We start from the raw sequence: 26,071 nt of genomic DNA, 5'->3' as shown, positions 1-26,071 counted from the left end.
ACCGTAGGACTCCGGACCCTGCCACCACATCGACCGACCACGCCATCTCCGCGCCGAGTGGCGTGGTCATTTCTACCCAGCCACCAGGCCGTGCTCATACGCGTACGCCGTCGCAGCGGCCCGGCTGGCGACACCGAGCTTGCCGAAGATGTTGCTGACGTGACGGGCGACAGTCCGCTCACTGAGGAACAGCTGGTCGGCGACCGCCCGATTCGTAGCGCCGGTGGCTAGCAACCGCAGCACCTCGAGCTCGCGCGGGCTGAGCCCACCGGTCCGATCCGACTGGTCGAGCGCGGCCAGGTCGGCCACCGCACCGAGTCGCTCGAACACCGCCCGCGCGCTGTCGATCTCCATCTGCTCGGCGTCGACGTCACCGAGCGCGCGGCAGGCCCGCCCGACCAGGAGCCGGGTGCGCGCACCTTCGTACGGCATCTCGAGTTGCTGCCACAGCGACCACGCCCGCCGCAGGGCTGGGATCGCGCCGCGCGGGTCGCCGCACGCGATCCGTGCCGCGCCCTCCGAGTACGCCGCCAAGGCCTGGAGGTACGGCGAATCCGCGCGGGCGAACTCACCCAGCTCGGAAGCCGCCGTCCGGGCGGTCTCGCGGTCGCCACACTCGATCGCCACCTCGACTCTGGCCGCTAGCAGCACCGGACGGTTCTGCGAGAGTGGATCCTCCGCCAAGGCGCGTTCGAGCCCCGCGATCGCCGCGCCGTGGTTACCCTGCGCGGCTCGCAAGCGGGACAGTCCGGGCTGCACTTCAGCGCCATCGCTGCCCGCCGCTTGGTAGGCACATTCCGCCGCCGCGTAGCGACCGCGATGACGTTCCACTTCGGCCAGCCGGTACCACGCGGTTCCGACCGCACCAGGAGACAGCCGGCGACATGCGTCCTCCGCAGCCCCTGCCGCTTCGGACCACGCGCCACGCAACTGCAGGATCTGCGCACGATGCACGAGACACACTCCGCGATAGGGAACCAGGCCGGACTGCTCGTCGCACCAGCCGGTGAGCGCTTGTGTCCACTCCTGTGCCCGGCGTACGTCGTACATCCGCAGGCAGACGTCGATCACCGAGCAGTAGGCCATGCCGGCGACCTCGGGCCCGACGCCGCTGCCGGTGACGGTCACCATCGCCTCGTCGAGCGCGGTGAGGGCTTCGGCATGGCGGCCCAGCATCCCCAGGCAGTTGCCGCGCCCGAGGGTGCCCAGGGCAATCGTGTTCGGATCCACGGCCAGGGGGATGCATCGGTCGAACAGGGCGAGTCCGGCGGCCGGGTCGCCGCTGTTCATCAGCAGGGCGGCATCGGCCATCAGGAGCAGGCCGGACAGTTCGCTGTTGTCGTCGGGGACCAGGCGCCCGATCCGGGCCCGCCAGCCGGCCGCCCGGGCCAGCTCGCCGTGCTGCTGCAGATGGAACCCGAGCCAGAAGGCGCTCCGGACCGCCCGCAGCACGTCCCCGCGCGCGAGGTGCTCCGCGTGGGCCCGCTCGCGGTATCCCGCGACCTCGTCGTCGTGACCGAGGACGAAGGCGGCAACGGCCAGCCGGTCCAGGTCCTCCGGCGGGAGCTGACCGCGCTGGTCGGCGGCGGTCAGCTCCGCGTACTCCGCGGGCCAGTCGTACTGCTCCATCGCACCCCGCCCCGGTCCACCATCAGTGCTGGGCCAGGTCCAGCACGGTTGCCGTTGGCAACTTCGCCAGCTCGGCGCCGTCGAGCAGCAGCTTGGAGCCGCGGATGCCGCTGCCGATCACCACCGGCCCGGCCTGCGCGACCGCCTCGTCCACCAGGACCGGCCAGTCCGGGGGCAGTCCGATCGGCGTGATTCCGCCGTACTCCATGCTGGTCGACGCGACCGCGTCGTCCTGCGCGGCGAAGGAGATCTTCCGCACCCCGAGGTGCTTGCGGATCACTCCGTTCACGTCGGCCCGGTCGGTGGCCAGCACCAGGACGGCGGCGTACGTCGCCTCACCGGCCCGCTTGCCGAGCACGATCACGCAGTTCGCCGACGCGGCCATCGGTACGTCGTACTCCGCGCAGAAGGCGGCGGTGTCGGCCAGACCGGGGTCGATCGCGGCGGCGTACGCCGGAATCTCACCGAGCGCCGCACGCACTGGTGCCGCGAGCAACCCCGGTACGTCGGCAGTCGGCTGCCACTCGACCTTGCCCAGCACTGGCGCGGTCACGACTCCTCACCTGGGCGCTTGACCAGGTCGGCGTACTCGGGGTGCTGCTCGAGATAGTCCTGGTAGAACGGGCAGGCCGGTTTGACCCGCAGGCCGAGGGCGCGGGCGTCGTCCAGCGACTTCGTCGCGATCCGGCCGGCCACGCCCCGGCCGCGGAAGTCGGGCAGGGTCTCGGCGTGCAGGAAGCTGATCACACCCGGGTGCAGCCGGTAGTCGACGAAGCCCATCAGGCTGCCGTCGGCGTCCAGCGCCTCGTACCGGCTGCGCTCCTTGGTGTCGACCACCTTGATCTCGTTCTCCATGCCGCAACTCTAGCCAGTCTCACTGTGGGTTTGAGATTCGTGACTCCCGGGGTACGGGGTCGAAGGACCGAGCCGCGGAAGGAGCAGGGATGAGCGAGCACGCGTTGGAAGAAGGCCGAGCGATACCGAGTCTTGTGCCGGCCCGGATGGACCGGCTGCCCTGGACCCGGTTCCACTGGATGATCGTCGTCGGTCTGGGCGTCTCCTGGATCCTGGACGGCCTGGAGATCCAGCTGGTCTCGCTGGTCGGCAACGTGCTCAAGGAGCCGCAGACCCTGCACCTGACCACGGCCGAGGTCGGCCTGATGGCCTCGATCTACCTGGCCGGCGAGGTGGTCGGCGCGCTGGTCTTCGGCCGGCTCACCGACAAGTGGGGCCGGCGCAGCCTGTTCATCATCACGCTGATGGTCTACCTGGTCGCCTCCGGGCTGGCCGGCCTGTCGTGGAACCTCTTGTCGCTGCTGACCTTCCGCTTCATCGCGGGCATGGGCATCGGCGGTGAGTACGCCGCTATCAACTCGGCGATCGACGAACTGATCCCGTCGCGCTACCGCGGCCGGGTCGACATCGGTGTGAACGGCACCTACTGGGCCGGCGCGCTGATCGGCTCCGCGGTCGGCCTGGTGTTCCTGAACACCGACATCGTCCCGATCGAGTGGGGCTGGCGGCTGTGCTTCCTGATCGGCCCGGTGATGGGCCTGATGATCATCTACCTGCGCCGGCACATCCCGGAGAGCCCGCGCTGGCTGATGACCCACGGCCGGGTCGAGGAGGCCGAGCGCACCGTCGACGACATCGAGGCGAGGGTCCGGCGCCAGGGCGGCGAGCTGCGGGAGGTGACCGACGACGAGGCGATCAACCTGGTCGACTACCCGCCGGTGACGTACCGCGAGATCGCCCGCGTGATGCTGCGCGACTACCGTCGCCGGTCCTTCCTCGGCTTCTCGATGATGGTCACCCAGGCGTTCCTCTACAACGCGATCTTCTTCACCTACGCGCTCGTGCTGAAGTCGTACTTCGGGCTGAACGACTCCAGCATCGCGCTGTACTTCTTCCCGTTCGCGATCGGCAACCTGGCCGGACCGCTGCTGCTCGGCCATTTCTTCGACACCATCGGCCGGCGGAAGATGATCCTCGGCACGTACTCGGTCGCGGCCGTGGTGCTCTTCATCACCGCGCTGCTGTTCAACTCCGGTGCGCTGAACGCCGCGACGCTGACCGGGTTGTGGTGCGTGGTGTTCTTCTTCGCCTCGGCCGGCGCGTCGTCGGCGTACCTGACGGTGAGTGAGATCTTCCCGATCGAGCTGCGCGGGCAGGCGATCTCGTTCTTCTTCGCGATCTCGCAGCTGGCCGGTGGTGTGATCGCGCCGTTCCTGTTCGCCTCGCTGATCGGTTCGGGCGACAACCCGGCCAGGGGCCCGCTGACCGTCGGTTACATCATCGGCGCCGTCGTCATGCTGGCCGGCGGCGTCATCGCCTGGATCTTCGGCGTGGACGCGGAAGGCCAGTCCCTGGAGAACGTCGCCAAGCCGCTGTCGGCCCGCGACACCGGTGGGACCAGGGCCCAGGGCGCCCGGCCGAGACTGCCGAGCACCGACGTCCAGGGCCGCCGCATCACTCCGGTCAAGCCGGAGGCGGAGCAGGGCCGTCGTACCCGCGAACCCTAAGATCACTGCGTGGGTTCACTGCTGATCGCCGGTACGACGTCCGACGCGGGCAAGACGACCGTGGTGACGGGGTTGTGCCGGTGGCTGGCCCGGCAGGGCGTCCGGGTGGCGCCGTACAAGGCGCAGAACATGTCGAACAACTCGATGGTCTGTGCCGACGGCGCCGAGATCGGCCGGGCGCAGTGGATCCAGGCCGTCGCAGCCGGCGCCGAGCCGGAGGCCGCGATGAACCCGGTCCTGCTGAAACCGGGCAGCGATCACCGCAGTCACGTCGTCCTGATGGGGGAGCCGTGGGGTGAGCTCTCGGCCCGCGGCTTCCTGACCGAGCGGGCCGAGCTCGCCAAGGCTGCCTTCGCGGCGTACGACGACCTGGCGTCGAGGTACGACGTGGTGATCAGCGAGGGCGCCGGCAGTCCGACGGAGATCAACCTGCGCCGGTCCGACTACGTCAACATGGGGCTCGCGCAGCACAGCAAGGCTCCGGTGGTCGTGGTCGGGGACATCGATCGCGGGGGAGCGTTCGCGTCGATGTTCGGCACGGTCGCGTTGCTGGACGCCGCCGACCAGGGGCTGATCAGCGGCTTCCTGGTGAACAAGTTCCGTGGCGATGTCTCGCTCCTGCAGCCTGGGATCGACATGCTCACCGCCGTCACCGGCCGCCCGACGTACGGCGTCCTCCCGTGGCTGCCCGAGCTCTGGCTGGACTCGGAGGACGCGCTGGACATCCCCGTCCGGCGAAGCTCATCGGCCGACCTGCTCACGGTGGCCGTGGTCAGGTTCCCCCGGATCAGCAACTTCACCGATCTGGACGCGCTGGCGGTCGAACCGACCAACAGCGTCTTCTTCACCACCAGCCCCGCGGAGGTCCGCGACGCGGATCTCGTCGTCCTGCCTGGCTCGCGGGCGACCGTCTCCGATCTGGAGTGGCTGCGGTCGCACGGCCTGGCCGCTGCCGTGGCGACCCGAGTCGCCGCCGGGCGGCCGGTGCTCGGCATCTGCGGCGGCTACCAGGCTCTTGGTGGTGCGATCTCCGATCCCGATTCAGTCGAGGGCGGTGGCGATCACGCCGGCCTCGGCTTGTTGCCCGTCGCAACGACTTTCCGGGCGGAGAAGACGCTGGCCCGTCCGGCGCCCACGGCGTACGAGATACACCACGGCGTGGTGACGGTCACCGGCGACGCGACGGCCTTCCCGGGTGGCTGCCGCGCCGGCAACACCTGGGGCACCATTTGGCACGGCCTCCTCGACGACGACCCCACCCGGCACGGGTTCCTCGGCGAGGTCGCGCGGCTGACCGGCAAACCCGCACCCGACGGTACGGTTTCCTTCGCCGCGTTGCGTGCGGCCCGGTTGGACCGCCTGGCCGACATGATCGAGGAGTACGCCGACACCACGGCGCTGATGCGGTTGATCGAGGAGGGTCCGCCGCCGGTTCCGTTCGTCCCACCGGGAGCCCCATGAAGTCCGACCTGCACAATTATCTCCAGGCGACCCGCGCGCTGCTGCTCGCGAAACTCGACGGACTGAGTGAGTACGACCGGCGCCGGCCGTTGGTGCCGTCGGGGACCAACCTGCTGGGGTTGGTCAAGCATCTGGTCGGCATCGAGTACGTGTACCTCGGGACGAGCGTCGGCCGGCCGCCGGCGAAGGTGCTGCCGTGGGAGGAAGACCTCTCGATCTGGGCGGGCGCCGATATGTGGGTGCTGCCATCCGAGTCGACGGACTACATCACCGACCTCTACCGCGAGGCATGCGCACACAGCGATCGGTCGATCGCCGAGCTCGAGCTGGACACGCCGGCTGAGGTTCCACACTGGCCCGAGGGTGAGCGAGGTACGACGTTCGGCGCGTTGCTGGTCCGGGTTGTCGACGAGACCGCGCATCACGCCGGCCACGCGGACATCATGCGGGAGCTGATCGACGGTCAGGGTGGCCCGGACGCGGACATGCTCGACGAGGCCGGGTGGTCGGAGTACTACACCAAGATCCAGCGGGCGGCGGAGACCTTCCTGACAGACTGACGGCGTGGATGACTTCGAGCGCCTGCGGGGACGGTTGTTCGGGATCGCCTACCGGATGCTGGGAACGGCCACCGACGCCGAGGAGATCGTGCAGGACGCCTGGCTGCGATGGCAGGGCGCCGACCGTTCGACCGTGCGCGACCCGGCCGCCTACCTGGCGAAGGTGGTCACGAACCTGTCCATGAAGCAACTGACCTCGGCCCGGGTACGGCGGGAGACGTATGTGGGGGAGTGGTTGCCGGAGCCGGTGCTGACCGGGCGTGCGGAGTTCGATGCGCTCGGGCCGCTGGAGGTCGTCGCGGAGCGCGAGTCCGTGTCGTTCGCGCTGCTGTTGTTGCTCGAACGGCTCACGCCGGCCGAGCGGGCCGCGTACGTCCTGCGCGAGGCGTTCGCCTACAGCCACCGTGAGGTCGCCGAGCTGATCGGCACCACCGAGGCCAACGCGCGCCAGCTCGCGTCGCGTGCAGGCAAACGACTGGCGGCCGAGCCGCGACGGGATCAGCCTGTCGACCGGGCCGGCTGGCGGAAGCTTGTCGAGCGGTTCCTCGCGGCGGCGCGCCTCGGTGAGATCGAGGAGCTGGAGCGAATGCTCGCCGCGGACGTGGTGTCCACGGCGGACGGCGGCGGCAAGGTCACCGCGGCCCGGAACCCGGTCGCCGGCCGGGATCGCGTCGCCCGCTACCTGATCGGCACGCTCCAGCGCTTCGGCGCCGGGATCGAGCCGCACCTGGCGGAGGCGAACGGCCGGCCCGCACTGATTGCCGTCGGGCCCGAGGGGATTGTGGCGATCTGCTTCGTCGACGCCGGACCGGACGGTGTGACCGACCTGCGCTTCGTGATGAACCCGGACAAGCTCGCCTTCGCCGCCGCCCAGCTGTCACGAATCGGTGGGCTACCGGATCTGAGCTGGTGACCGAAAGGACACCAGATGACCTCCATCCTCGTCACCGGCGGCACCGGAGCACTCGGACGCCCGACCGTCGACCACTTGGTGGCGACCGGCCACCAAGTCCGAATCCTCAGCCGCCGCGCGTCCGTCGGCCGGACCGCGGGTCCGGAGGGGGTGACCGGCGACCTCACCACCGGCGTGGGCCTGCCGGCCGCGGTCGAGGATGTCGGCACGGTCGTGCACCTGGCCACGAGCCTCGGGCGTCGCGACGTCCAGCACGCTCGCAACCTGCTCGCCGTCCTACCTCGGACGACACACCTCGTGCTGATGTCGATCGCCGGCATCGACCGCATCCCGATGCCGTATTACCGCACCAAACTCGCGGTCGAACGCCTCATCGCGGACTCTGGCGCGCCGTACACGATCCAGCGAGCGACCCAGTTCCACAACCTGCTCGACCGGATCTTCACAGCCCAGCGATTCCTTCCGGCACTGCTCACTCCGGCGGTCACCCTCCAGCCGATCGCTGTCGAGGACGTCGCCGTCCGCCTCGCTGAACTGGTCGATGAACCCCCGGTCGAAGGCCGGGCTCCCGACATCGGCGGGCCGGATCGGCGCCCGACGCCGGACCTGGCGCGCGCGTGGTTGTCGGCGCGGACGACGCCCTCGTCACCGGTCGTCCGCCGGCGGGTCGTCCCGATCCGCGTGCCGGGCAGGGCCTACCGTGCCTTTGCGTCCGGTGGCGCTCTGGTCGACGGAGCGCCGTACGGTCGGATCACCTTCGAGGACTACCTCGGGGCGAAGTCATGAGGACCTACATCCGGACGGTCCTGGTGATCTTCGCCGCCTTCGAGGTGATCCTCGGCCTGTGGCTCACGGTCGTCCCGAAGACGTTCTACGACCACGTGCCGACAGTCGATTGGACCCCGCCGTACAGCGATCATCTGTTCCACGACTTCGGCGGAGCCACCCTCGGTCTCGGCATCGTCCTCGCCGCCGCGGCGATCCGCTTCGACCGTTTCCTCGTCGTGGTCGCGCTCGTGGCCTACCTCGCCTACGCGGCTCCGCACCTGGTCTTCCACCTCGGCCATCTGGAGGGCGAGGAACCGGGCTGGTCGATCGCGCTCGCCGTCGCGCTCGCGCTCAGCGTGCTGGTTCCGCTCTCCGCCCTGGTGGGAGCCCGGAAGCTGACTTGACGACCGTGACAGTACTACTGTCACAATGGCGGGCATGGGTCCACTCGAGGGCGTGAAGGTGGTCGAGTTGGCCGGCCTCGGTCCGGCGCCGTTCGCGTGCATGATGCTCGCCGAGCTCGGCGCCGACGTGCTCCGGATCGACCGCCCCGGTGGCGGCATCTCCTTCGGCCCGCCGGAGCTCGAGCTGGTCAACCGCGGCCGCCGCAGCGCCGCCCTGGACCTCAAGAACCCCGCGGCGATCGACGTCGTACGGCGCCTTGCCGCCCAAGCCGACGTACTCGTCGAAGGGTTCCGGCCAGGGGTTGCCGAGCGGCTCGGGGTCGGACCGGACGACTGTCAGGCGATCAACCCGCGGCTCGTCTACGGCCGGATGACGGGCTGGGGTCAGGACGGTCCACTCGCGCCGACGGCCGGGCACGACATCGACTACCTCGCGTTGTCCGGCGCGCTGCACCTGATCGGCCGGGCCGGCGGTCCGCCGCAGGTCCCGGCCAACCTGCTCGGTGACTTCGCCGGCGGCTCGCTCTACCTGGTGATCGGCGTACTCGCGGCCCTGCACGACGCCCAGCGCAGTGGTCGCGGTCAGGTGGTCGACGCCGCGATCGTCGATGGTTCGGCGCACCTGACCACGATGCTGCTGGGCGCACTCGCGGCCGGGACGTGGCAGCAGGAGCGCGGCACGAACCTGCTCGACACGGGCGCGCCGTTCTACGACGTGTACGAGACGGCGGACGGTAAGCACGTCGCGGTCGGCGCGCTGGAACCGCAGTTCTATGCCGAGCTGATCGAGAAGCTCGGCATCACCGCGCCGGATCGTAACGATCCGGCGCACTGGCCCGACCTCCGGAAGGTGCTGACGGAGACCTTCCGGCAACGCACCCAGGCCGAGTGGACCGCGGTGTTCGACGGCTCCGACGCCTGTGTCACGCCCATCCTCCCGCTCGCCGCCGACCATCCGCATCTCGTTGCTCGAGGCACCTTTGTGGACCACGACGGCGTCCGCCAGGCCGCGCCGGCACCTCGCTTCGACCGTACGCCGAGCAGCCTCGGCCGACCGCCCGCGCGACCCGGGCAGCACACCCGTGAAGCCCTGACCGACTGGGGCATCGCAGATGTCGACGATCTGCTCGAAACCGGCGCCGCAATCCAGAACTGAGAGGAACCGCCCTGTGGAGCGACAGCTGTTCGATGCCGATCACAACGCCTTCCGGGAGACCGTACGGGCCTTCTGCGACAAGGAGATCGTGCCGCACCACGAAAGCTGGGAGGCGGCCGGAATCGTGCCGCGCGAGCTGTGGACGGCGGCCGGTCAGGCCGGCCTGCTCGGCTTCATGATGCCCGAGGAGTACGGCGGCGGCGGGGTCCGCGACTTCCGGTTCAACACTGTGCTGATCGAGGAACTGACCCGGGCGCGCGCGAGTGGGGTCGGCTTCACGATCCACACCGACATCAACTCGGCGTACCTGCTCGACTATGCGACCGACGAGCAGAAGGCGCGCTGGTTGCCCGCGTTCTGCGCGGGGGAGACGATCACCGCGATCGCGATGACCGAGCCCGGCGCCGGCAGCGACCTGCAGGGCATCCAGACCACGGCCCGGCGCGATGGTGATCACTACGTGCTCAACGGCCAGAAGACGTTCATCTCCAACGGCATTCTCGCGGACTTCGTCATCGTCGTCGCCAAGACCGATCCGGCGGCCGGTGCGCAGGGGATCTCGCTGCTGGTGGTCGAGCGGGGGATGCCAGGTTTCGAGCGCGGCCGCAACCTGGACAAGATCGGCCTGAAGGCGCAGGACACCGCCGAGCTGTTCTTCGACAACGTCCGGGTCCCGGTCGGGAACCTGCTCGGTGAGGAGGGCAACGGTTTCATCTACCTGATGGAGAAGCTGCCGCAGGAGCGTCTGACCATCGCCGTCGTCGCGGCCGCGGCCTGCGAGAACGTCCTCGCGGACACGCTGCGCTACGTGAAGGACCGCAAGGCCTTCGGCCGGGCGATCGGCTCGTTCCAGAACAGCCGCTTCGTCCTGGCCGAGCTGGCCACCGAGACTCAGATCGCCCGGGTCTTCGTCGACCGCTGCATCCAGGAGCTGAACGCCGGCACGCTGACCGTGGCCGAGGCGGCGATGGCGAAATGGTGGACCACCGAGCTCCAGCAGAAGGTCGTCGACCGTTGCCTGCAACTCCACGGCGGCTACGGCTTCATGACCGAGTACCCCATCGCCAAGGCCTACCTCGATACCCGCATCCAGACCATCTACGGCGGCACCACCGAGATCATGAAAGAAATCATCGGCCGCACCATGGGCGTGTAGTCGACGACTACCTGCCGGTGAGGAGCCGGCAGGTAGTCCGCCATGGGCCCGCCCGCTGCAACGGGGGCCGCGCCTGATCGATCAACCGAGCGGTGAAACGCGTGCGAAGCTGATTGACACAGCGCCACGCCAACCCCTCCCAGGGGCGCGACACATCCGGCGCCAGGGTCTGGGGCGTACCTGAACAGGCTCGCTCAGCGTAGCCACCAAACCGGTACGGCGCCAGATGTAGCGACAGCCGGGGCTGTCTACTCGGGTTTGGCGGACTGGAGCCTGGGCATCGTGAGGCGGCCCTGCACGACATCGTCGGCGACATCCGTCAACCGGCGGTTGTTGGCGCGGGCATACGCCCGCATGATGGCGAACGCCTCGTCGACGTCGACGGACAGGCTGTGGGTCAGGAACCCCTTGGCCTGCTCGATCAGGATCCGGCTGTTGAGGGCGGTCTGCAGTTGCTCGGTGACGATCTCCTGGCGGGCCAGGGCGCGCTGGTGCACGATGCCGATGGTGGCGGCGTCGGCCAGCGCCTGCCCGAGGGTGATCGTGTCCGCGTCCAGCGTCCCGGTGGACCTGCTGAACAGATTCACCGCGCCCAGGACGGTGTCGCGCAGCCGCATAGGCATCGCCTGCACCGACAGAAACCCGGCGCCGACGGCCGCCTTGGTGAAGCGGGGCCACGTGCTGCGGGCGTCCCGCAGATCGGCGTGCTGGACCGGACGGCCGGTGGTGAACGCGTCCAGGCACGGGCCTTCGAGATTCTGCAACTGGGTCAGCTCGACCAGGCGCGCCTGTTCGCTGGATGCCGCGACGAGATTCAGTACGCCGTGATGGTCGGCGAGCAGGATGCCGCAGGCCGAGACCCCCAGCAGCTCGCTGCACCGGGCCGCGAGGCGGTCCAGGAATTCGATGATGTCGAAATCGTCGACGAGAGTGTCCGACAGTTCGATGAACACTTCCCGCACTCTACGGTCAGAGGCGCTCATGAGTCCTCCTCCTCTTCCGTCTCGGCATGTTCAGGGCGCAGCTCGGCGGCGCCGTTCTGGTCGTCCTCCAGGCGGAGGCGGTCGGCCATGACCTCGATGGCGACCTCTTGCAGCGACAGACCGCTGCTGTAGGCATGTGCGCGCAGGCGCGCGAACGCGTCGGTGACGCTGATGCTCTGCTGGGCCGCGATCCGTCCGGCGGCTTGGTGCACCTCGGCACGCCGAGCGGTGAACGCGACCTCGATCATCGCGTCCAGGTCGGCGCTGAGTCCACGACGATGGTCCAGGGTGAGGACGAACACGGCGTCGGCGAACACCAATGCGTCGGCCAGTTGGTCGGATCGCAGCGGCCCGGCCTGTCGCCGGTAGACACTCAGCACGCCGACCTTCGCGGCTCCGGCGCCGATGGGAAAGGCGAAGGTGCCTCGCACGCCCCGCTCGGCACCCGCCGCCGCGAAGGCCGGCCATCGCTGGCCGGCGGCGACGCCGGCCAGGTCCGACTCCAGGACCGGCGCGTCGGTGCGGATCGCGTCGCGGCCGGGACCTTCGCCGAGGGCGAACTGCAGTTCCTCGAGTTCGCCGGCCTCGGGATCGCTGGCCAGCAGCGGTTCCAGGACCCCGCCGTCACCGGTGATGGCCAACCCGGCACCGATGGCCGACAAGACCTCAGCGCAGGCGGTCACCGCATGCAACAACGTCGGGGATGCGCCATTACCATCGGCAACGGCCCTGATCGTCCCCCACACTCGGGCACTGCGGTCGTGATCCACCCATTCCGCCCACACTCGAACCGCCGCGGGGCGGATGGTCCACTCTAGCGGCAGGATTGCCGAACCGCTGTTCATCGCGACGCACGCCACCAACTGTCTGTCAGGATCGCCCAATACCCGGTCCCGCGACCCTCACTCCTCCGCCACCGGTTCGTCGCTCGGCGGCACCTCCACTTCAGGCTCCGGCGCCGTCCGCTCGTCGGGTCGTCTCGGCGCGGTCCGCTCGCTCACGCCAGCCGGGCGTAGGCCGTACCACTCGCTCATCGGGCACCTCCCGGACTTGTGGCGACGCGCGAGGCTACCAAGGTCCGGGGCAGCGTCACAGACTTGTGATTCTAGTCCGATGTTCGGCCCGGCGCGCTGTGATCGCGCGGGTCGCGCCGCAGCGGGACGAAAATCGTCGCCGGAGTGGTGGGAGTTCCAGGAGTGCCGTGATTGACTGCCTTCAGGGATGTTGAGGAGGTCGTCATGGGCATCGTGTCGCCTGGCTTCACCGGTCGTCGGCGGGGTGGGTCGGAGCTGCCGCCGGGGCAGTACCTGACGCGGGACTTCCCCGTGCTGTCGGCCGGACCGACGCCCCACATCCAGACCGAGCATTGGGAGTTCACGGTCACCACCGAGAGCGGCGAGAAGTACCGGTGGGACTGGGCCGCGCTGCTCGCGTTGCCGGCCGAGGAGATCACCAAGGACATCCACTGCGTGACCCGGTGGTCGAAGCTGCAGACGGACTGGAAGGGCGTCTCGCTCGACACCCTGCTCGCGGATGTCGAGACCGGCGCGGACTTCGCCCTCGCGACCAGCTACGGCGGGTACACGACCAACCTGCCGATGGACGACCTGCTCGACGGTCAGGCCTGGATCGCCTACGAGTACGACGGTGAGCCGCTGGACCCCGAGCACGGTGGCCCGGCCCGCCTGCTCGTGCCACACCTGTACTTCTGGAAGAGCGCGAAGTGGGTGCGCGGCCTGGTCCTGTCCGACACCGAGGACCTCGGCTTCTGGGAGACGGCCGGCTACCACGAGTACGGAGACCCATGGAAAGAACAGCGATACGCCGGCGACTGACCTGGCAGGTGGCCACGGTCGCCGACGTACGACGTGAGACCGCGACCGCACGCACGCTGGTGCTCGACGTACCGGAGTGGCCCGGGCACCTCGCCGGGCAGCACCTGGACGTCCGGCTGACCGCACCGGACGGCTACCGCGCCTCGCGCTCGTACTCGATCGCCTCGGCGTGGACCGGTGACAAGATCGAGCTGACCGTCGAGCAGGTGCCCGACGGCGAGGTATCGCCATACCTGGTCGACGTGGTGAAGGTCGGCGACCCGCTGGAGATCCGCGGTCCGGTCGGCGGGTGGTTCGTCTGGAAGCCCGAGCAGGACGGTCCGGTCCAGCTGATCGGCGGCGGATCGGGCATCGTCCCGCTGCGCGCGATGATGCGCGCCCACGCCGCCGCGGACAGTACGACGCAGGTCCGGCTGCTCTATTCGGTCCGGCGTCCTGCCTCGGTGATCTACGTGGCCGACCTGAAGGAGCTGGCCGCCTCGGACGATGTCGACGTACGACTCGTCTACACGCGCGAGGCGCCGGCGGGGGAGCCGCGGGTCGGGCGGATCGACGCCGAGCTGATCGAAGGGCTGGCGTTCCGGCCGGAGGACGCGGCGACGACGTACGTGTGCGGGCCGACACCGTTCGTGGAGGCGGTGGCTGACCTGCTGGTCGGGGCCGGGCACGACCCGGCCCGGGTGAGAACAGAGCGGTTCGGACCGACAGGAGACCAGCAGTGAAAGAGCGAAGCGAGTTCACCATCAAGTACAGCGTGCTTGGTGCCTCATCCGCGCCCGGAGCGAAGCGAGGACGCGGATGAGTGAGCCTACTTACCTCGACGGCAACGCCGCGGCCGGTGCGTTGAGTCAGGTGTTCGCCATGGACGTGACGTCGGCGATCACCCGGTGCAACGGCTGTGGGCAGACCGCGGTGTTCGCCGAGTCCCGCCTGTACGTCGACGCCCCCGGGCTGGTCGCCCGCTGCTCGGGCTGCGACGCCGTACTGCTTCGCGTGGTCTCCACGCCCAACGACACCTATCTCGACCTCCGCGGTCTGACCTACCTCCGCGTCCCCAACTCGTAGGACTTGGATGATCTGCCGTCGCGCTGTGGTGCACGGGCACGTCCAAGGCGTGTTCTTCCGGGACAGTTGCCGCCAGGAGGCCCAGCGGGCCGGAGTTGCCGGCTGGGTCCGGAACCGGCCGGATGGCACGGTCGAAGCCCTCTTCGAGGGCCCCGAGAACTGCGTCCAGCGCATGCTCGACTGGGTTCGGCGCGGACCGTCGTACGCCCGGGTCGAGCGGGTCGACGTCGTGGACGAGCAGCCCAGCGGCCACACCACCTTCGTCATCACTCGCTGGAGCTAGTGCCTCTCGTTACCGCATTCGGCTTCCGCACGGGGTCGATTTGAGGGGAGAACCTCGCAGCTGCACCCTTCTCCCCACGGCATACGCGGGGTGAAGGGACCAGATCAGGGGTGAACCCCGCACCTGGCCGCTTGGAAGAGATCATCCGGCGGCGGTGCCCGCACCCCAAGTCACGCAGCTGGCGGGGTTTCTTTGCGTGTCGGGACCTTGACAGCGCGCACACACCTGAGGTTCTGTATCACGAGTCGGTGAGAAGTTAACAGGAATTCGTGAGAGGTGTGATTCGCATGAAGCGCTTCGGGGTGTTGGCGGTGGCGGGGCTGATGGCGCTGGCGCCGGCGGCGTGTGGATCCGGCGCCGACGCGGGTGGTGGCAGTTCGGACGCGAAGATCGCCTTCCTGATGCCCGACATCGCCTCGACCCGGTACGAACTGTTCGACGCGCCGTTGTTCACCGCGAAGATGAAGGAGCTCTGCGGCGGCTGCACGGTGCTGTACCAGAACGCCGCGGCCGACCCGGCCAAACAGCAGCAGCAGGCGAACTCGATGCTCGCCCAGGGCGTGAAGGCGATCGTGATCGACCCGGTCGACTCCGCCGCGGCCGCGTCCATCGTCCAGGCCGCGCAGGGCCAGGGCGTACCGGTGATCGCCTACGACCGGCCGATCCCGGCGAAGAAGGCCGACTACTACATCTCGTTCGACAACGAGAAGATCGGCCGGATGATCGCCCAGTCGCTGGTCGACGACCTGAAGGCGACCAAGGCGACCGGCGGCATCCTGCAGGTCAACGGCTCGCCGACCGACGCCGCGGCCGGCCTGATCAAGAAGGGCATCCACAGCGCGGTCGATCCCAGTGGCTACAAACTGCTGGCCGAGTTCGACACCCCGGGCTGGGCGCCGCCGAAGGCACAGGAATGGGTGGGCGGCCAGATCACCCGGTTCCCGAACCAGATCGCCGGCGTGGTCGCCGCGAACGACGGGACCGGTGGCGCCGCCATCGCCGCGTTCAAGGCGGCCGGCACCAAGACCGTCCCGCCGGTGACCGGCAACGACGCCGAGCTCGCCGCGCTGCAACGGGTGGTCTCCGGCGATCAGTACAACACCATCTCCAAGCCGATCAAGATCGTCGCCGACGCGGCCGCCACCGTCGCGCATGAATTTGCCCAGGGCAACAAACCAGCCGGCAAGACGACCCTGTTCGACACCCCGTCCGAGCTGTTCACGCCGACCGTGGTGACCCGGGAGAACATCGCCGAGATCCTCAAGCAGCCCGGGTTCGCGGTGAAGATCGCCGACGTATGCACGGCGGAGTACAAGGCGGCCTGCACGGAGCTGGGCCTGAGCTGATGGCGACGCTGCAGCTCTCCGGCATCAGCAAGAGCTTCGGTGCCGTGGCGGCCCTGACCGACGTCGAGCTCACCGTCGACGCCGGTCAGGTGGTCGCGATCGTCGGTGACAACGGCGCCGGCAAGTCGACGCTGGTCAAGGTGCTGTCCGGAGTGCATGCGCCGGACGCCGGCACGATCGTCTTCGGCGGCCGCGAGGTGACGATCCCGGGGCCGGCCGCCGCACACCGGCTCGGCATCGCGACCGTCTTCCAGGACCTCGCCCTCTGCGAGAACCTCAACGTGATCGAGAACCTCTTTCTCGGCCAGGAGCTCGGCCCGTTCCGGCTCGACGACGTGGCGATGGAGGTCCGGTCCTGGGAGTTGCTCCGGCAGTTGTCCGCGAAGCTCCCGACCGTGCGGCTTCCGGTCGCCGCGCTGTCCGGTGGTCAACGGCAGACGGTCGCGATCGCCCGCTCGCTGCTCGGCGACCCGAAGATCATCATCCTCGACGAGCCGACCGCGGCCCTCGGCGTCGCGCAGACCGCCGAGGTGCTGAACCTGATCGACCGGCTCCGCCAGAACGGCCACGGCGTGATCATGATCAGCCACAACATGGCCGACGTACGCGCGGTTGCCGATCAGGTCGTCGTACTGCGTCTCGGCCGGAACAGTGGCGTGTTCGACGCCCGGCGTACGTCGTCGGAGGAGATCGTTGCCGCGATCACGGGTGCTCGGGACAACGTGGTCTCCCAGCGCGCCGCCCGAGTTGAAGGAGCAGGCCAGTGACCGCAGCGGATCTGACGGACGAGCGGCTCCGGCAGGCGACCGGCCTGCGCGGATACGCGACCGAGCTGGTGGATCGGGTCCGGGCCGGCGAGCTCGGCATGGTGCCGGTCGTCGCCGGGCTGCTGGTGATCTGCGTGGTGCTGCAGATCCTGAACCCGATCTTCCTGTCCAGCACGAACCTGGTGAACCTCCTGATGGAGTGCGTCCCGGTCGGCATCATCGCGCTCGGAATCGTCTGCGTGCTGCTGGTCGGCCAGATCGACTTGTCCGTCGGGTCGATCAGCGGGCTGTCCGCGGCGATCATGGCGATCCTGGTCGTGAAGGAAGGCTGGCCGGCCTGGCTCGCGGTCCTGCTCGCGCTCGTCACGGGATGCGCGATCGGTCTGCTGTACGCCGAGATCTTCAACCGGGTCGGCATCCCGACGTTCGTGATCACGCTGGCCGGGCTGTTGTCGTTCCTCGGCCTGCAACTGAAGGCACTCGGGGCGATCGGGTCGGTGAACCTGCCGTTCGACTCCGGGCTGGTCGAGTTCGCCCAGTTGAACTTCGTCCCGGCCTGGTTGTCCTACGTGTTCGTGCTGCTCGCCGCGGCCGGGCTCTTCGTCGTCGGCTTCCTCCATGCGGCCAAGCGCCGTACGGCGAATCTGTCCGCGAGGTCGATGCAGTTCCTGCTGGTGCGAAGCGGCGTACTCGCGGTGGGGCTCGGCTTCGTGGCCTGGTACCTGAACCGGACGCGGGGGATCGGTTGGATGTTCGTGCTGTTCGTCGTCCTCGCGCTGGTGCTGCACTACGCGCTGACGTCGACCAAGTGGGGCAAGGCGGTCTATGCGGTCGGTGGCAACGTCGAGGCGGCGCGCCGCGCCGGCATCAATGTGCGGCTCGTCTATGCGTCCGTGCTCGCGATCTGTACGACGCTTGCCGCGTTCGGCGGAGTGCTGGGCGCGGCGAGGCTGGCCGCGGCCAACCAGGCGAGTGGCGGCGGTGACGTCAACCTGAACGCGATCGCGGCCGCCGTGATCGGTGGCACCAGCCTGTTCGGCGGCCGGGGTACGGCGTTCGCCGCTGTGCTGGGCATGCTCGTCATCCAGTCGATCTCGAGCGGACTGACGCTGCTCAGCCTCGACTCGTCGTACCGCTTCTTCGTCACCGGAGTGGTGCTGCTCCTGGCGGTCGGGGTCGACTCACTGGCGCGCCGCAGCCGCACGACGCACGGCCGCGCCTGAGCGGACGCGGGCCTGGTGTCGCGGGGGATACCGGCAGTATGGTGCGAACGTACGTGTGCCCTGGACCCAGGCGCTGAATGTGCCATTTCTTCGCGAGGGTTGGTGGGCCGCGATGACTTCGCAGTATCTCGAGCGCCTGGCGCGTTCGGACCGGTTGGACGCGTGGAAACCTGGGGAACTGACGGAGGCGCTGGCCGCCGTCGAGAATCTCGTCACCCTCAGCAGGCAACCACCCGGCGAGCCGAGGGTCCTCAATCTCCGGCTGGCGATCTACCGGCGGCGGCTGCGCTACGAACTGGATCAGCGAGCCGACCGCGACGAAGATGCCGGCGAGCCCTGACAGCGGAACGATGGCGCGGTCTGTCAGCGGCGCTGCTTGTTTTGGGTGCGGCGGATGGTGTCGCGCTGGGTCTCGCCGACGGCGCGTTCGTAGGCGAGCACGAGGCCCTGGATCGTGACCGGCTTGAACCGCTCGACCAGGTGCTGGATGTGCTCCGGCGGTCCACCCGAATCCCGGTAGTGCGGCCAGACCTTGCTCCGGAACACCTCGGTGAGTTCCTCGGCGATCGCCCGGCCGTGCTCGGTGAAGATCCGCCCCGCGTCCTGCACCGCCTCGACCGGTAGGTCCAGGTCGAGCAACTCGACCCCGAGGCTCAGGTGGGCGGTCGCGACCTGGAAGACGTCCTCGTCCGGCGTCGGTTCGACCACGCCGAGCGCGACCAGCATCTCGATGTCGTCGTCGGACAGTTCGCGTCCGGTACGGCGTACCAGCGCGGCGCGATCGAGGGTCTCGGGCAGGTCCCGCATCCACGGCGTCAGCAGCGTGCGGTGCAGCGCGATATCCTGCGGAGTCGCGTCGGTCGGGATGCGCTCCAGGTAGCCCTCGATCGCGGACAGCGTGAACCCATGAGCCTGCAGCTCACGTACCAGGTCGAGCCGGGCGATGTGTTCCGGCCCGTAATACCCCACCCGCCCGCGCCGGATCGGCGGCGGGATCAGCCCGCGCCCGGCGTAGAACCGCAACGTCCGTACCGTCATTCCGACCCGCGCCGACAACTCGTCGACGGTGAGGGTCGCATCCCCCGCGACTTCCGACATGGCGCAGATCATAACGACCCTCCTTGACGATCGTGACACCACAACTGTCACAATCTGGGAGACGACTCGACCGACGGGATCATCATGACTGTATTAATGCCACGCCTCCGGCGCGGCGGGTCACGGGGCTTTTGCTCCCGGCCTTCCCTCGTCGCTCCGGTCGCTTCGCTCCCTCCACTCCTCAGTCCAGGCCGGGAGGCCCCGTGACCACCGAAGCCTTCCTGTACGACGCGATCCGCACGCCCCGCGGCAAGGGCAAACCGACCGGCGCGCTGTACGAGGTCAAGCCGATCCAGCTGATCACCGGCCTCCTGCACGAACTGCGGAACCGCCATCCCGACCTGGATCCGGCCGTCATCGAGGACGTCGTCCTGGGTGTCGTGACGCCGATCGGCGACCAGGGCATGGACATCGCCCGGACCGCGGTCCTCGCCGCGGGCTATCCGGAGACGACCGGTGGCGTGCAGTTGAACCGGTTCTGCGCCTCCGGCCTGGATGCCGTGAACCAGGCGGCCCAGCGGGTCCGCTCGGGCTGGGAGGACTTCATCCTCGCGGGCGGCGTCGAGTCGATGTCGCGGGTGCCGATGGCCTCCGACGGCGGTGCCTGGGCGATGGACCCGGAGACCGCGCTGCAGACCAACTTCATCCCGCAGGGCATCAGCGCGGACCTGATCGCGACCCTCGACGGCTTCTCCCGCACCGACGTCGACACATACGCCGCCGAGTCGCACGCACGCGCCGCGAAGGCCTGGGCCAACGGGTACTTCGCCCGCTCGGTCGTGCCGGTGAACGACCGCAACGGCCTGCAGATCCTCGACCATGACCAGCTCGTCCGGCCGGGTACGACGGTCGAGACGCTGGCCGGGCTGCCCGCCTCGTTCGCGGCGATCGGGGAGCACGGCGGGTTCGACGCGGTCGCGCTGGAGAAGTACCTGACCGTCGAGCGGATCGAGCACGTGCACCACGCGGGCAACTCGTCCGGGATCGTCGACGGCGCCGCCCTGGTTGCCATCGGCAACGAGAAGGCCGGCGAGGCGCTCGGCCAGGCACCCCGCCGCCGGGTGGTCGCGGCTGCGGTGAGCGGCGCGGACCCGACCATCATGCTGACCGGACCGGCACCGGCCGCCCGGAAGGCGCTGGCCAAGGCCGGGCTCGAGGCCGGCGACATCGACCTGTTCGAGATGAACGAGGCGTTCGCAGCCGCCGTCCTGCATTTCATGGCCGATCTCGGCGTACCGCACGAGAAGATGAACGTGAACGGCGGCGCGATCGCGCTCGGGCACCCGCTCGGCGCGACCGGCGCGATGCTGATCGGAACCCTGCTGGACGAACTGGAGCGGCGCGAGCTCCGGTACGGACTGGCCACCCTGTGCGTCGGCGGCGGGATGGGCGTCGCGACGATCATCGAGAGGCTTGCGGCATGATCTCCTGGGACCTTGACGAGGGTGTCGTCACGCTGACGATGGACGACCCCGGCGCGTCGGCGAACACGATGAACGAGACGTACCTCGCGGCGATGGGCTCGGTGGTCGAGCGCCTGCGGGCCGAGAAGGACTCCCTGCGCGGTGTCGTGATCACCAGTGCGAAGTCCACCTTCTTCGCCGGCGGCAACCTCCAGATGCTGTCGCAGATCCAGCCCTCGCAGGCCGCTGAGGTGTTCGAGACGGTCGAGGAAGTGAAACGGCAGCTCCGGGCACTGGAGACGCTGGGCGTCCCGGTCGTTGCCGCGATCAACGGGTCTGCTCTGGGCGGCGGCCTCGAGATCGCGCTCGCGTGCCACCACCGGATCGTTGCCGACGACAACCGGATCGAGATCGGCGTACCGGAGGTGACGCTCGGTCTCCTGCCCGGCGGCGGCGGGGTGACCCGCACGGTCCGGATGCTCGGCCTGCAGGACGCGCTGATGAAGGTCCTGCTGCAGGGCCAGCGGATGAAGCCCGCGCACGCTCTGAGCGTCGGCATCGTCGACGAGGTGGTGCCGGCCGACGAGTTGCTCGACGCGGCGCGCCGGTGGATCTCGTCGTACGACGGGGATGCGAAGCAGCCGTGGGATCGCGACGGCTACAAGATCCCCGGCGGTACGCCGGCCTCGCCGAAGCTGGCCGCGTTCCTGCCGGCGTTCCCGGCGAACCTGCGCAAGCAGTTGAAGGGCGCGCCGTACCCGGCGCCGCGGGCGATCATGAGCGCGGCGGTCGAGGGCAGCCAGGTCGACTTCGCCACCGCGTCGCGGATCGAGTCGCGGTACTTCGTCTCACTCGCGACCGGGCAGATCGCGAAGAACATGATCCAGGCGTTCTTCTTCGACCTGCAGGCGATCAACGCCGGCGCTTCGCGGCCGAGCGGCGTACCTCGCTACTCCGCGCGGAAGGTCGGCGTCCTCGGAGCCGGGATGATGGGCGCGGGGATCGCCTATGTGTGCGCGAAGGTGGGCATCGAGGTCGTACTCAAGGACGTCTCGCTCGACGCGGCTTCGAAGGGCAAGTCGTACTCCGAGAAGCTGCTCGCGAAACAGGTGCAGAAGGGGCGTCTTTCCGCTGCCGACGTGGAATCCTTCCTCAGCCGGATCACCCCGGCCGCGGATCCGAACGACCTGGCCGGCTGCGACCTGGTGATCGAGGCGGTGTTCGAGAGCGAGGAGCTCAAGCAGAAGGTGTTCGCCGAGATCGCCGGTGTGGTCGAGCCGGATGCGCTGCTCTGCTCGAACACCTCGACCTTGCCGATCACCTCGCTCGCCGACGGCATCGACCGGCCGGACGACTTCGTCGGCATGCACTTCTTCTCGCCTGTCGACCGGATGCCGCTGGTCGAACTGATCGTGGGGGAGAAGACCTCGGACCGCACGATCGCCAAGGCGTACGACGTGGTCCGGCAGCTCAAGAAGACGCCGATTGTGGTCAACGACAGCCGGGGCTTCTTCACCTCGCGCGTGTTCGGCACGTTGGTGATGGAGGGCGCGGCGATGGTCGCCGAAGGCATCGATCCGGTGACGATCGAGCGCGCCGCGACCCAGGCGGGCTTCCCGGCGCCGCCGCTGGCGATGCTGGACGAGGTCACGCTGACGCTCCCACAGAAGATCCGCGACGCGGCCAAGGCGGCGGGCGACAGTGCGGGCGCGTTCGACGACCACCCGGGGATGGCGGTGACGGATCGGCTCGTGAACGAGTTCGACCGCCGCGGGAAGGCTGCCGGTGCGGGGTTCTACGACTATCCGGCCGACGGACCGAAACGCTTGTGGCCAGGACTGTGGGAGCACTTCGCGCATGACGCCGAGGTGTCGCTGATCGATCTGCAGGAGCGGATGATCTTCGCGATGTCGCTCGAGACCGTCAAATGCCTCGACGAAGGAGTACTACGCTCCGTCGCCGACGCGAACATCGGCTCGATCTTCGGAATCGGTTTTCCGCCGCTGCACGGTGGCGCGTTGCAGTACGTCAACGCCTACGGATTGAAGGCTTTCGTGGAGCGGTCCCATGCACTGGCAGCCTCGTACGGCCGTCGTTTCGAGCCGCCGGCGCTGCTGCTGCGCAAGGCGGCGGCCGGCGAGATCTTCGGCTGATCACGGAGCGGTATCAACTCAAGCAAACTCCACAGAATCGAACAAATAACAGCGCGCCCGGTCTTGCGCCGGGCGCGCTTTTGCGTCATGGTGCTGGCACTTCTACAACGATTGACTTGACGGTGCCGGTACCTTCGGGCCGAAGTCTGAACACCTGGCGCCGTACCCCTGCGGCGTTGCTCCCCGGGAAGGTGGAATTCATGCCTGCTCATGTTCCGAACGCCGGTCTGACCCGGCGGGACCTGCTCAAGCGGACCGGTGGTCTGGCCGCCCTCGCCGCGTTCACCGCGGCCTGCGGAGGTAATACCGGCCGGCCGGCCTCGTCGGGCGACAGTGGCGGCGGAGCGAAGGTCAATCTGGCCCAGTGGTACCACCAGTACGGCGAAGCCGGCACCCAGCAGGCGGCGGCGAAGTACGCCAAGGCCTACACCGACGCGAACGTCGCCGTGCAGTGGACGCCGGGTGACTACGGCGCCAAGCTCTCCTCCGGTCTGCTGTCCAGCAAGGGCCCGGACGTGTTCGAGAGCCAGCTCAACATCGGCATGGTGAAGAGCAACCAGGTCGTGCCGCTGGACGACATCATGGCCGACGTCAAGGACGACTTCCTGCCCGGCGACCTGGCCACCAACACGGTCGACGGCAAGATCTACGGCATCCGGATGATCATCGACCCGCAGGTCATCTACTACCGCAAGTCACTGCTGGACAAGGCCGGCATCAAGCCGCCGGAGACCATCGACGACCTGATTGCCGCGTCCAAGGAACTGACCACGAACAAGGTGAAGGGCATGTTCGTCGGCAACGACGGCGGCAACGCCATGGGTGGGCCGGCGCTTTGGTCGTCGGGTGGCTCCTACCTGACCGACGACAACAAGCCCGGCTTCACCGACGCCCGCGCGGCCCAGGCCTTCGGGAAGCTGCACGAGTTGTATGCGAGCAAGAGCATCCTGCTCGGCGCGCCGACGGACTGGTGGGATCCGAGCGCGATCAACCAGGGCCTGGTCGCGATGCAGTGGATCGGCATGTGGGCGGTGCCCGGGATGCAGAAGGCATTGGGTGACGACATCGGCGTGATCCCGTTCCCGAAGCTCGACGCGCAGAGCAAGCCGGCCGTGTACTCCGGCGGCTGGACCGAGTTCGTGTCCGCGAAGAGCGCGAACATCGACGCGGCGAAGAAGTACGTGAAGTGGCTGTGGCTCGACAAGGCGGACTTCCAGGAGGACTGGTCGCTGAACTACGGCTTCCACATCCCGCCGCGGAAGAGCCTCGCCGCCAAGGCGTCCAAGCTGCAGAGCGGCGTCGCGGCCGACACGGTCAAGCTGAACGAGGACTTCGGGCACACCGACAACCCGGCCTGGACTCCGAAGATGGGTACGGCGTTCGGTGACATGCTCACCAACATCATCAAGAAGGGAGCCGACCCCGCCGCCGAGATCAGCAAAGCCGAGAAGACCGTCAACGCCGAGCTGTCCCGGTTGTTCGGATGAGCGCTCCGGTCAAAACCGCCCGGGCTGTGGACCCCGCCGTCACTGGTGAACGGCGGGGGACCCGGCGGCGCAAGGGGATCGCCGGGAACACCTTGTGGTTCTGGGTGTTCGTCGGCCCCTTCGTGCTCGGCCTGCTGATCTTCTCCTACCTGCCGATCATCTGGAGCCTGATCCTCAGCTTCTTCGAGGCCTACAACACGGCGACGCCGTCGAAGTTCGTCGGGCTCCGGAACTACATCGACATGCTCACCGACCACAACTTCTTGTCCAGCCTCGGCACGTTCACGATCTTCGCGGTGTTCATCGTGCCGCTGACGTTTGTCCTGTCGCTGGCGCTGGCGTTGCTGGTCAACCAGGTGAAGATCGCGCGGTCGTTCTTCCGGTCGGTGTTCTTCCTGCCGACCGCGTGCTCGTATGTGGTCGCGTCGCTGATCTGGCGGTTGTCGATCTTCAACGGGGTCCGGTTCGGTTTGGCGAACACGATCCTGGGCTGGTTCGGCATCGACGGGATCGCGTGGCTGTCGACGGTCGATCCGCCGTGGTACTGGCTTCCGTTGGTCACCGTGCGGCTGTGGCTGCAGCTCGGGTTCTACATGATCCTGTTCATCGCCGGACTGCAACGGATCTCGCCGACACTGTACGAGGCGGCGTACGTCGATGGGGCGAAGCCCGGGTGGCAGGTGTTCCGCTACATCACGTTGCCGCAGCTGCGGGCGACGTCGGTCGCCGTACTGATCCTCAACCTGATCGCGGCGTACCAGGCGTTCGACGAGTTCTACAACCTGATCGGCAACGTGAACTACGCGCGGCCGCCGCTGGTCTACCTGTACGGGATCTCGTTGGGGACGATCCAGGACCTCGGCCACGGCTCCGCCGGCGCGCTCATCCTGGCGGTCATCATCATGATCGTGACCCTCGTGCAGGGCCGGATCTTCGGCTTCGGAAAGGCAGGTGACTGATGGCTGTCGCCGAGCGTACGACGGGAACCCCACAGCCGATCGGCTTCAGCCAGAGCGTCATGGGCCGGGTCGGGACGGTGCTGCGCTGGATCGCGCTGTTCATCGCGGTGGTGCTGTTCCTGATCCCGTTCTACCTGATTCTGCGCAACGCGTTGTCCACCGAAGCAGACATCACAGCGCCGGACTGGACGCTGTTCCCTTCACACCTGCAGTGGAGCAACATCAGCGAGCTGTTCAACGACACCGAGGTGCCGATGGCGCGGGCGCTGTACAACTCCGCCGTCGTCGCTGTGCTCGGGACCGGGGGACAGTTGCTGTTGGCATCGATGGCGGGGTACGGGCTGGCGCGCATCCCGTACCGGCACGCGGACAAGATCTTCTACGCGATCGTCGCGACATTGATGATCCCGGCCGCGGTGACGTTCATCCCGAGCTTCATCGTGGTGTCGTCGCTCGGATGGGTCTCGTCGCTGCGTGGTCTGATCATTCCGACGTTGTTCAGCGGGTTCGCGGCGTTCTTGTTCCGTCAGTACTTCCTGGGCTTCCCGAAGGAACTGGAGGAGGCGGCCCGGGTGGACGGTGCCGGCTATCTCGGTGTCTTCTGGCGGATCGTCGTACCGAACTCCCTGCCGTTCTTCGCCGCCATCGCCGCGATCACCTTCATCGCCAACTGGAACTCGTTCCTGTGGCCGCTGGTGATCGGGCAGGACTCCTCCTCGTGGACGGTCCAGGTCGCGATGTCCACCTTCGTCACCGCCCAAACCATCAACATCCACGAACTCTTCATGGCGGTAGCGGTATCGATCCTCCCGCTGGTGCTGATCTTCGCCTTCCTTCAGCGCTACCTGATCCAAGGCGTAACCCAATCCGGCATCAAAGACTGAACGTCTGGAAAGCTCC

At 68.4% G+C, this 26,071-nt stretch carries 28 protein-coding genes; 21 read left to right on the top strand and 7 right to left on the bottom strand.

Annotated elements, in window-relative coordinates; genetic code table 11:
- Positions 1 to 72: 72 nt before the first annotated feature.
- The 3 genes from OG555_RS38390 to OG555_RS38380 are packed head-to-tail and all read right to left on the bottom strand — an operon-like array spanning position 73 to position 2,484.
- Positions 73 to 1,629, bottom strand: coding sequence for a LuxR C-terminal-related transcriptional regulator (locus OG555_RS38390; protein WP_329478299.1), 1,557 nt, complete (start codon positions 1,627 to 1,629; stop codon positions 73 to 75).
- 22 nt (positions 1,630 to 1,651) lie between these two features.
- Positions 1,652 to 2,182, bottom strand: a complete 531-nt coding sequence (locus tag OG555_RS38385) for a YbaK/EbsC family protein (RefSeq protein WP_329478296.1) — start codon at positions 2,180 to 2,182, stop codon at positions 1,652 to 1,654.
- Entirely contained in the window at positions 2,179 to 2,484 is a 306-nt protein-coding gene (locus OG555_RS38380) for a GNAT family N-acetyltransferase (protein ID WP_329478294.1), read from the bottom strand. The genes OG555_RS38385 and OG555_RS38380 overlap by 4 nt, the downstream gene beginning before the upstream one ends.
- An 89-nt stretch (positions 2,485 to 2,573) precedes the next feature.
- On the opposite strand from OG555_RS38380, the gene OG555_RS38375 reads away from it, so the two are divergent.
- The 8 genes from OG555_RS38375 to OG555_RS38340 are packed head-to-tail and all read left to right on the top strand — an operon-like array spanning position 2,574 to position 10,569.
- On the top strand, positions 2,574 to 4,151 hold the full coding sequence (locus OG555_RS38375) for an MFS transporter (RefSeq protein ID WP_329478292.1): 1,578 nt from the start codon (positions 2,574 to 2,576) through the stop codon (positions 4,149 to 4,151).
- A 9-nt stretch (positions 4,152 to 4,160) separates the two neighbouring features.
- The gene (locus OG555_RS38370) at positions 4,161 to 5,612 is read left to right on the top strand and encodes a cobyric acid synthase (RefSeq protein ID WP_329478290.1); all 1,452 of its coding nucleotides are present in this window, start codon (positions 4,161 to 4,163) and stop codon (positions 5,610 to 5,612) included.
- Entirely contained in the window at positions 5,609 to 6,172 is a 564-nt protein-coding gene (locus OG555_RS38365) for a DinB family protein (protein WP_329478287.1), read from the top strand. The genes OG555_RS38370 and OG555_RS38365 overlap by 4 nt, the downstream gene beginning before the upstream one ends.
- Positions 6,173 to 6,176: 4 nt before the next feature.
- Complete coding sequence (locus OG555_RS38360; protein ID WP_329478284.1) at positions 6,177 to 7,085, top strand: RNA polymerase sigma-70 factor; 909 nt, start codon at positions 6,177 to 6,179, stop codon at positions 7,083 to 7,085.
- Between the two features lie 15 nt (positions 7,086 to 7,100).
- A complete protein-coding gene (locus OG555_RS38355; protein WP_329478283.1) occupies positions 7,101 to 7,871 on the top strand; it encodes an SDR family oxidoreductase in 771 nt (256 codons plus the stop codon).
- Complete coding sequence (locus tag OG555_RS38350; RefSeq protein WP_329478282.1) at positions 7,868 to 8,257, top strand: hypothetical protein; 390 nt, start codon at positions 7,868 to 7,870, stop codon at positions 8,255 to 8,257. The genes OG555_RS38355 and OG555_RS38350 overlap by 4 nt, the downstream gene beginning before the upstream one ends.
- A 34-nt stretch (positions 8,258 to 8,291) precedes the next feature.
- The gene (locus OG555_RS38345; protein ID WP_329478280.1) at positions 8,292 to 9,413 is read left to right on the top strand and encodes a CaiB/BaiF CoA transferase family protein; all 1,122 of its coding nucleotides are present in this window, start codon (positions 8,292 to 8,294) and stop codon (positions 9,411 to 9,413) included.
- Positions 9,414 to 9,426: 13 nt separating this feature from the next.
- On the top strand, positions 9,427 to 10,569 hold the full coding sequence (locus OG555_RS38340; RefSeq protein ID WP_329478278.1) for an acyl-CoA dehydrogenase family protein: 1,143 nt from the start codon (positions 9,427 to 9,429) through the stop codon (positions 10,567 to 10,569).
- A gap of 248 nt (positions 10,570 to 10,817) precedes the next feature.
- Here the strand turns inward: OG555_RS38340 and OG555_RS38335 are convergent, their stop codons facing one another.
- The 3 genes from OG555_RS38335 to OG555_RS38325 all read right to left on the bottom strand — a co-directional run bounded on the left by OG555_RS38335 (position 10,818) and on the right by OG555_RS38325 (position 12,586).
- Positions 10,818 to 11,522 carry a GAF and ANTAR domain-containing protein gene (locus OG555_RS38335; protein WP_329478276.1) on the bottom strand — a complete coding sequence of 235 codons (705 nt, stop codon included), beginning with the start codon at positions 11,520 to 11,522 and terminating at the stop codon, positions 10,818 to 10,820.
- A gap of 26 nt (positions 11,523 to 11,548) precedes the next feature.
- On the bottom strand, positions 11,549 to 12,214 hold the full coding sequence (locus OG555_RS38330) for an ANTAR domain-containing protein (protein ID WP_329478274.1): 666 nt from the start codon (positions 12,212 to 12,214) through the stop codon (positions 11,549 to 11,551).
- Positions 12,215 to 12,454: 240 nt separating this feature from the next.
- On the bottom strand, positions 12,455 to 12,586 hold the full coding sequence (locus OG555_RS38325; RefSeq protein ID WP_329478272.1) for a hypothetical protein: 132 nt from the start codon (positions 12,584 to 12,586) through the stop codon (positions 12,455 to 12,457).
- A 204-nt stretch (positions 12,587 to 12,790) separates the two neighbouring features.
- On the opposite strand from OG555_RS38325, the gene OG555_RS38320 reads away from it, so the two are divergent.
- From OG555_RS38320 to OG555_RS38285, 8 genes are all read left to right on the top strand, one after another.
- Positions 12,791 to 13,387, top strand: a complete 597-nt coding sequence (locus OG555_RS38320; protein WP_329478270.1) for a sulfite oxidase-like oxidoreductase — start codon at positions 12,791 to 12,793, stop codon at positions 13,385 to 13,387.
- Positions 13,357 to 14,109 (top strand): ferredoxin reductase, encoded by a 753-nt coding sequence (locus OG555_RS38315; protein WP_329478268.1) that lies wholly within the window; start codon positions 13,357 to 13,359, stop codon positions 14,107 to 14,109. Before OG555_RS38320 ends, OG555_RS38315 begins: the two co-directional genes overlap by 31 nt.
- 76 nt (positions 14,110 to 14,185) lie before the next feature.
- Positions 14,186 to 14,452 carry a DUF6510 family protein gene (locus OG555_RS38310; protein WP_329478266.1) on the top strand — a complete coding sequence of 89 codons (267 nt, stop codon included), beginning with the start codon at positions 14,186 to 14,188 and terminating at the stop codon, positions 14,450 to 14,452.
- A 7-nt stretch (positions 14,453 to 14,459) separates the two neighbouring features.
- Complete coding sequence (locus OG555_RS38305; protein ID WP_329478264.1) at positions 14,460 to 14,735, top strand: acylphosphatase; 276 nt, start codon at positions 14,460 to 14,462, stop codon at positions 14,733 to 14,735.
- 287 nt (positions 14,736 to 15,022) lie between these two features.
- Positions 15,023 to 16,081: a substrate-binding domain-containing protein gene (locus OG555_RS38300; protein WP_329478262.1), complete on the top strand. Its 1,059-nt coding sequence runs from the start codon at positions 15,023 to 15,025 to the stop codon at positions 16,079 to 16,081.
- Entirely contained in the window at positions 16,081 to 16,848 is a 768-nt protein-coding gene (locus OG555_RS38295; protein ID WP_329478260.1) for an ATP-binding cassette domain-containing protein, read from the top strand. Before OG555_RS38300 ends, OG555_RS38295 begins: the two co-directional genes overlap by 1 nt.
- Positions 16,845 to 18,071: a sugar ABC transporter permease gene (locus OG555_RS38290; RefSeq protein ID WP_329478258.1), complete on the top strand. Its 1,227-nt coding sequence runs from the start codon at positions 16,845 to 16,847 to the stop codon at positions 18,069 to 18,071. The genes OG555_RS38295 and OG555_RS38290 overlap by 4 nt, the downstream gene beginning before the upstream one ends.
- 112 nt (positions 18,072 to 18,183) lie before the next feature.
- Positions 18,184 to 18,411, top strand: coding sequence for a hypothetical protein (locus OG555_RS38285; RefSeq protein WP_329478256.1), 228 nt, complete (start codon positions 18,184 to 18,186; stop codon positions 18,409 to 18,411).
- 23 nt (positions 18,412 to 18,434) lie between these two features.
- Here the strand turns inward: OG555_RS38285 and OG555_RS38280 are convergent, their stop codons facing one another.
- Positions 18,435 to 19,169 (bottom strand): MerR family transcriptional regulator, encoded by a 735-nt coding sequence (locus OG555_RS38280; RefSeq protein WP_329478253.1) that lies wholly within the window; start codon positions 19,167 to 19,169, stop codon positions 18,435 to 18,437.
- A 203-nt stretch (positions 19,170 to 19,372) separates the two neighbouring features.
- Here OG555_RS38280 and OG555_RS38275 point away from each other — a divergent pair, with 203 nt between their 5' ends.
- From OG555_RS38275 to OG555_RS38255, 5 genes are all read left to right on the top strand, one after another.
- Entirely contained in the window at positions 19,373 to 20,593 is a 1,221-nt protein-coding gene (locus OG555_RS38275) for an acetyl-CoA C-acetyltransferase (RefSeq protein ID WP_329478251.1), read from the top strand.
- Positions 20,590 to 22,725 carry a 3-hydroxyacyl-CoA dehydrogenase NAD-binding domain-containing protein gene (locus OG555_RS38270; RefSeq protein ID WP_329478249.1) on the top strand — a complete coding sequence of 712 codons (2,136 nt, stop codon included), beginning with the start codon at positions 20,590 to 20,592 and terminating at the stop codon, positions 22,723 to 22,725. Before OG555_RS38275 ends, OG555_RS38270 begins: the two co-directional genes overlap by 4 nt.
- 200 nt (positions 22,726 to 22,925) lie before the next feature.
- Positions 22,926 to 24,212, top strand: a complete 1,287-nt coding sequence (locus OG555_RS38265) for an ABC transporter substrate-binding protein (RefSeq protein WP_329478247.1) — start codon at positions 22,926 to 22,928, stop codon at positions 24,210 to 24,212.
- A complete protein-coding gene (locus OG555_RS38260; protein WP_329478245.1) occupies positions 24,209 to 25,171 on the top strand; it encodes a carbohydrate ABC transporter permease in 963 nt (320 codons plus the stop codon). The genes OG555_RS38265 and OG555_RS38260 overlap by 4 nt, the downstream gene beginning before the upstream one ends.
- Positions 25,171 to 26,055, top strand: coding sequence for a carbohydrate ABC transporter permease (locus OG555_RS38255; protein WP_329478243.1), 885 nt, complete (start codon positions 25,171 to 25,173; stop codon positions 26,053 to 26,055). The genes OG555_RS38260 and OG555_RS38255 overlap by 1 nt, the downstream gene beginning before the upstream one ends.
- Positions 26,056 to 26,071 lie beyond the last annotated feature (16 nt).

This window comes from Kribbella sp. NBC_01484 (assembly GCF_036227145.1).
Classification (GTDB): Bacteria; Actinomycetota; Actinomycetes; order Propionibacteriales; family Kribbellaceae; genus Kribbella.
This window is presented reverse-complemented; position numbering and strand designations above follow the sequence as displayed.

Bases quoted from the DNA above. Each gene is read 5' to 3' on its own strand.
- OG555_RS38380 (WP_329478294.1), bottom strand. From the start codon at position 2,484: ATGGAGAACGAGATCAAGGTGGTCGACACCAAGGAGCGCAGCCGGTAC.
- OG555_RS38305 (WP_329478264.1), top strand. From the start codon at position 14,460: ATGATCTGCCGTCGCGCTGTGGTGCACGGGCACGTCCAAGGCGTGTTC.
- OG555_RS38265 (WP_329478247.1), top strand. From the start codon at position 22,926: ATGCCTGCTCATGTTCCGAACGCCGGTCTGACCCGGCGGGACCTGCTC.
- OG555_RS38365 (WP_329478287.1), top strand. From the start codon at position 5,609: ATGAAGTCCGACCTGCACAATTATCTCCAGGCGACCCGCGCGCTGCTG.
- OG555_RS38260 (WP_329478245.1), top strand. From the start codon at position 24,209: ATGAGCGCTCCGGTCAAAACCGCCCGGGCTGTGGACCCCGCCGTCACT.
- OG555_RS38315 (WP_329478268.1), top strand. From the start codon at position 13,357: ATGGAAAGAACAGCGATACGCCGGCGACTGACCTGGCAGGTGGCCACG.
- OG555_RS38310 (WP_329478266.1), top strand. From the start codon at position 14,186: ATGAGTGAGCCTACTTACCTCGACGGCAACGCCGCGGCCGGTGCGTTG.
- OG555_RS38375 (WP_329478292.1), top strand. From the start codon at position 2,574: ATGAGCGAGCACGCGTTGGAAGAAGGCCGAGCGATACCGAGTCTTGTG.
- OG555_RS38300 (WP_329478262.1), top strand. From the start codon at position 15,023: ATGAAGCGCTTCGGGGTGTTGGCGGTGGCGGGGCTGATGGCGCTGGCG.
- OG555_RS38355 (WP_329478283.1), top strand. From the start codon at position 7,101: ATGACCTCCATCCTCGTCACCGGCGGCACCGGAGCACTCGGACGCCCG.
- OG555_RS38350 (WP_329478282.1), top strand. From the start codon at position 7,868: ATGAGGACCTACATCCGGACGGTCCTGGTGATCTTCGCCGCCTTCGAG.
- OG555_RS38320 (WP_329478270.1), top strand. From the start codon at position 12,791: ATGGGCATCGTGTCGCCTGGCTTCACCGGTCGTCGGCGGGGTGGGTCG.
- OG555_RS38390 (WP_329478299.1), bottom strand. From the start codon at position 1,629: ATGGAGCAGTACGACTGGCCCGCGGAGTACGCGGAGCTGACCGCCGCC.
- OG555_RS38295 (WP_329478260.1), top strand. From the start codon at position 16,081: ATGGCGACGCTGCAGCTCTCCGGCATCAGCAAGAGCTTCGGTGCCGTG.
- OG555_RS38325 (WP_329478272.1), bottom strand. From the start codon at position 12,586: ATGAGCGAGTGGTACGGCCTACGCCCGGCTGGCGTGAGCGAGCGGACC.
- OG555_RS38270 (WP_329478249.1), top strand. From the start codon at position 20,590: ATGATCTCCTGGGACCTTGACGAGGGTGTCGTCACGCTGACGATGGAC.
- OG555_RS38285 (WP_329478256.1), top strand. From the start codon at position 18,184: ATGACTTCGCAGTATCTCGAGCGCCTGGCGCGTTCGGACCGGTTGGAC.
- OG555_RS38255 (WP_329478243.1), top strand. From the start codon at position 25,171: ATGGCTGTCGCCGAGCGTACGACGGGAACCCCACAGCCGATCGGCTTC.
- OG555_RS38345 (WP_329478280.1), top strand. From the start codon at position 8,292: ATGGGTCCACTCGAGGGCGTGAAGGTGGTCGAGTTGGCCGGCCTCGGT.
- OG555_RS38280 (WP_329478253.1), bottom strand. From the start codon at position 19,169: ATGTCGGAAGTCGCGGGGGATGCGACCCTCACCGTCGACGAGTTGTCG.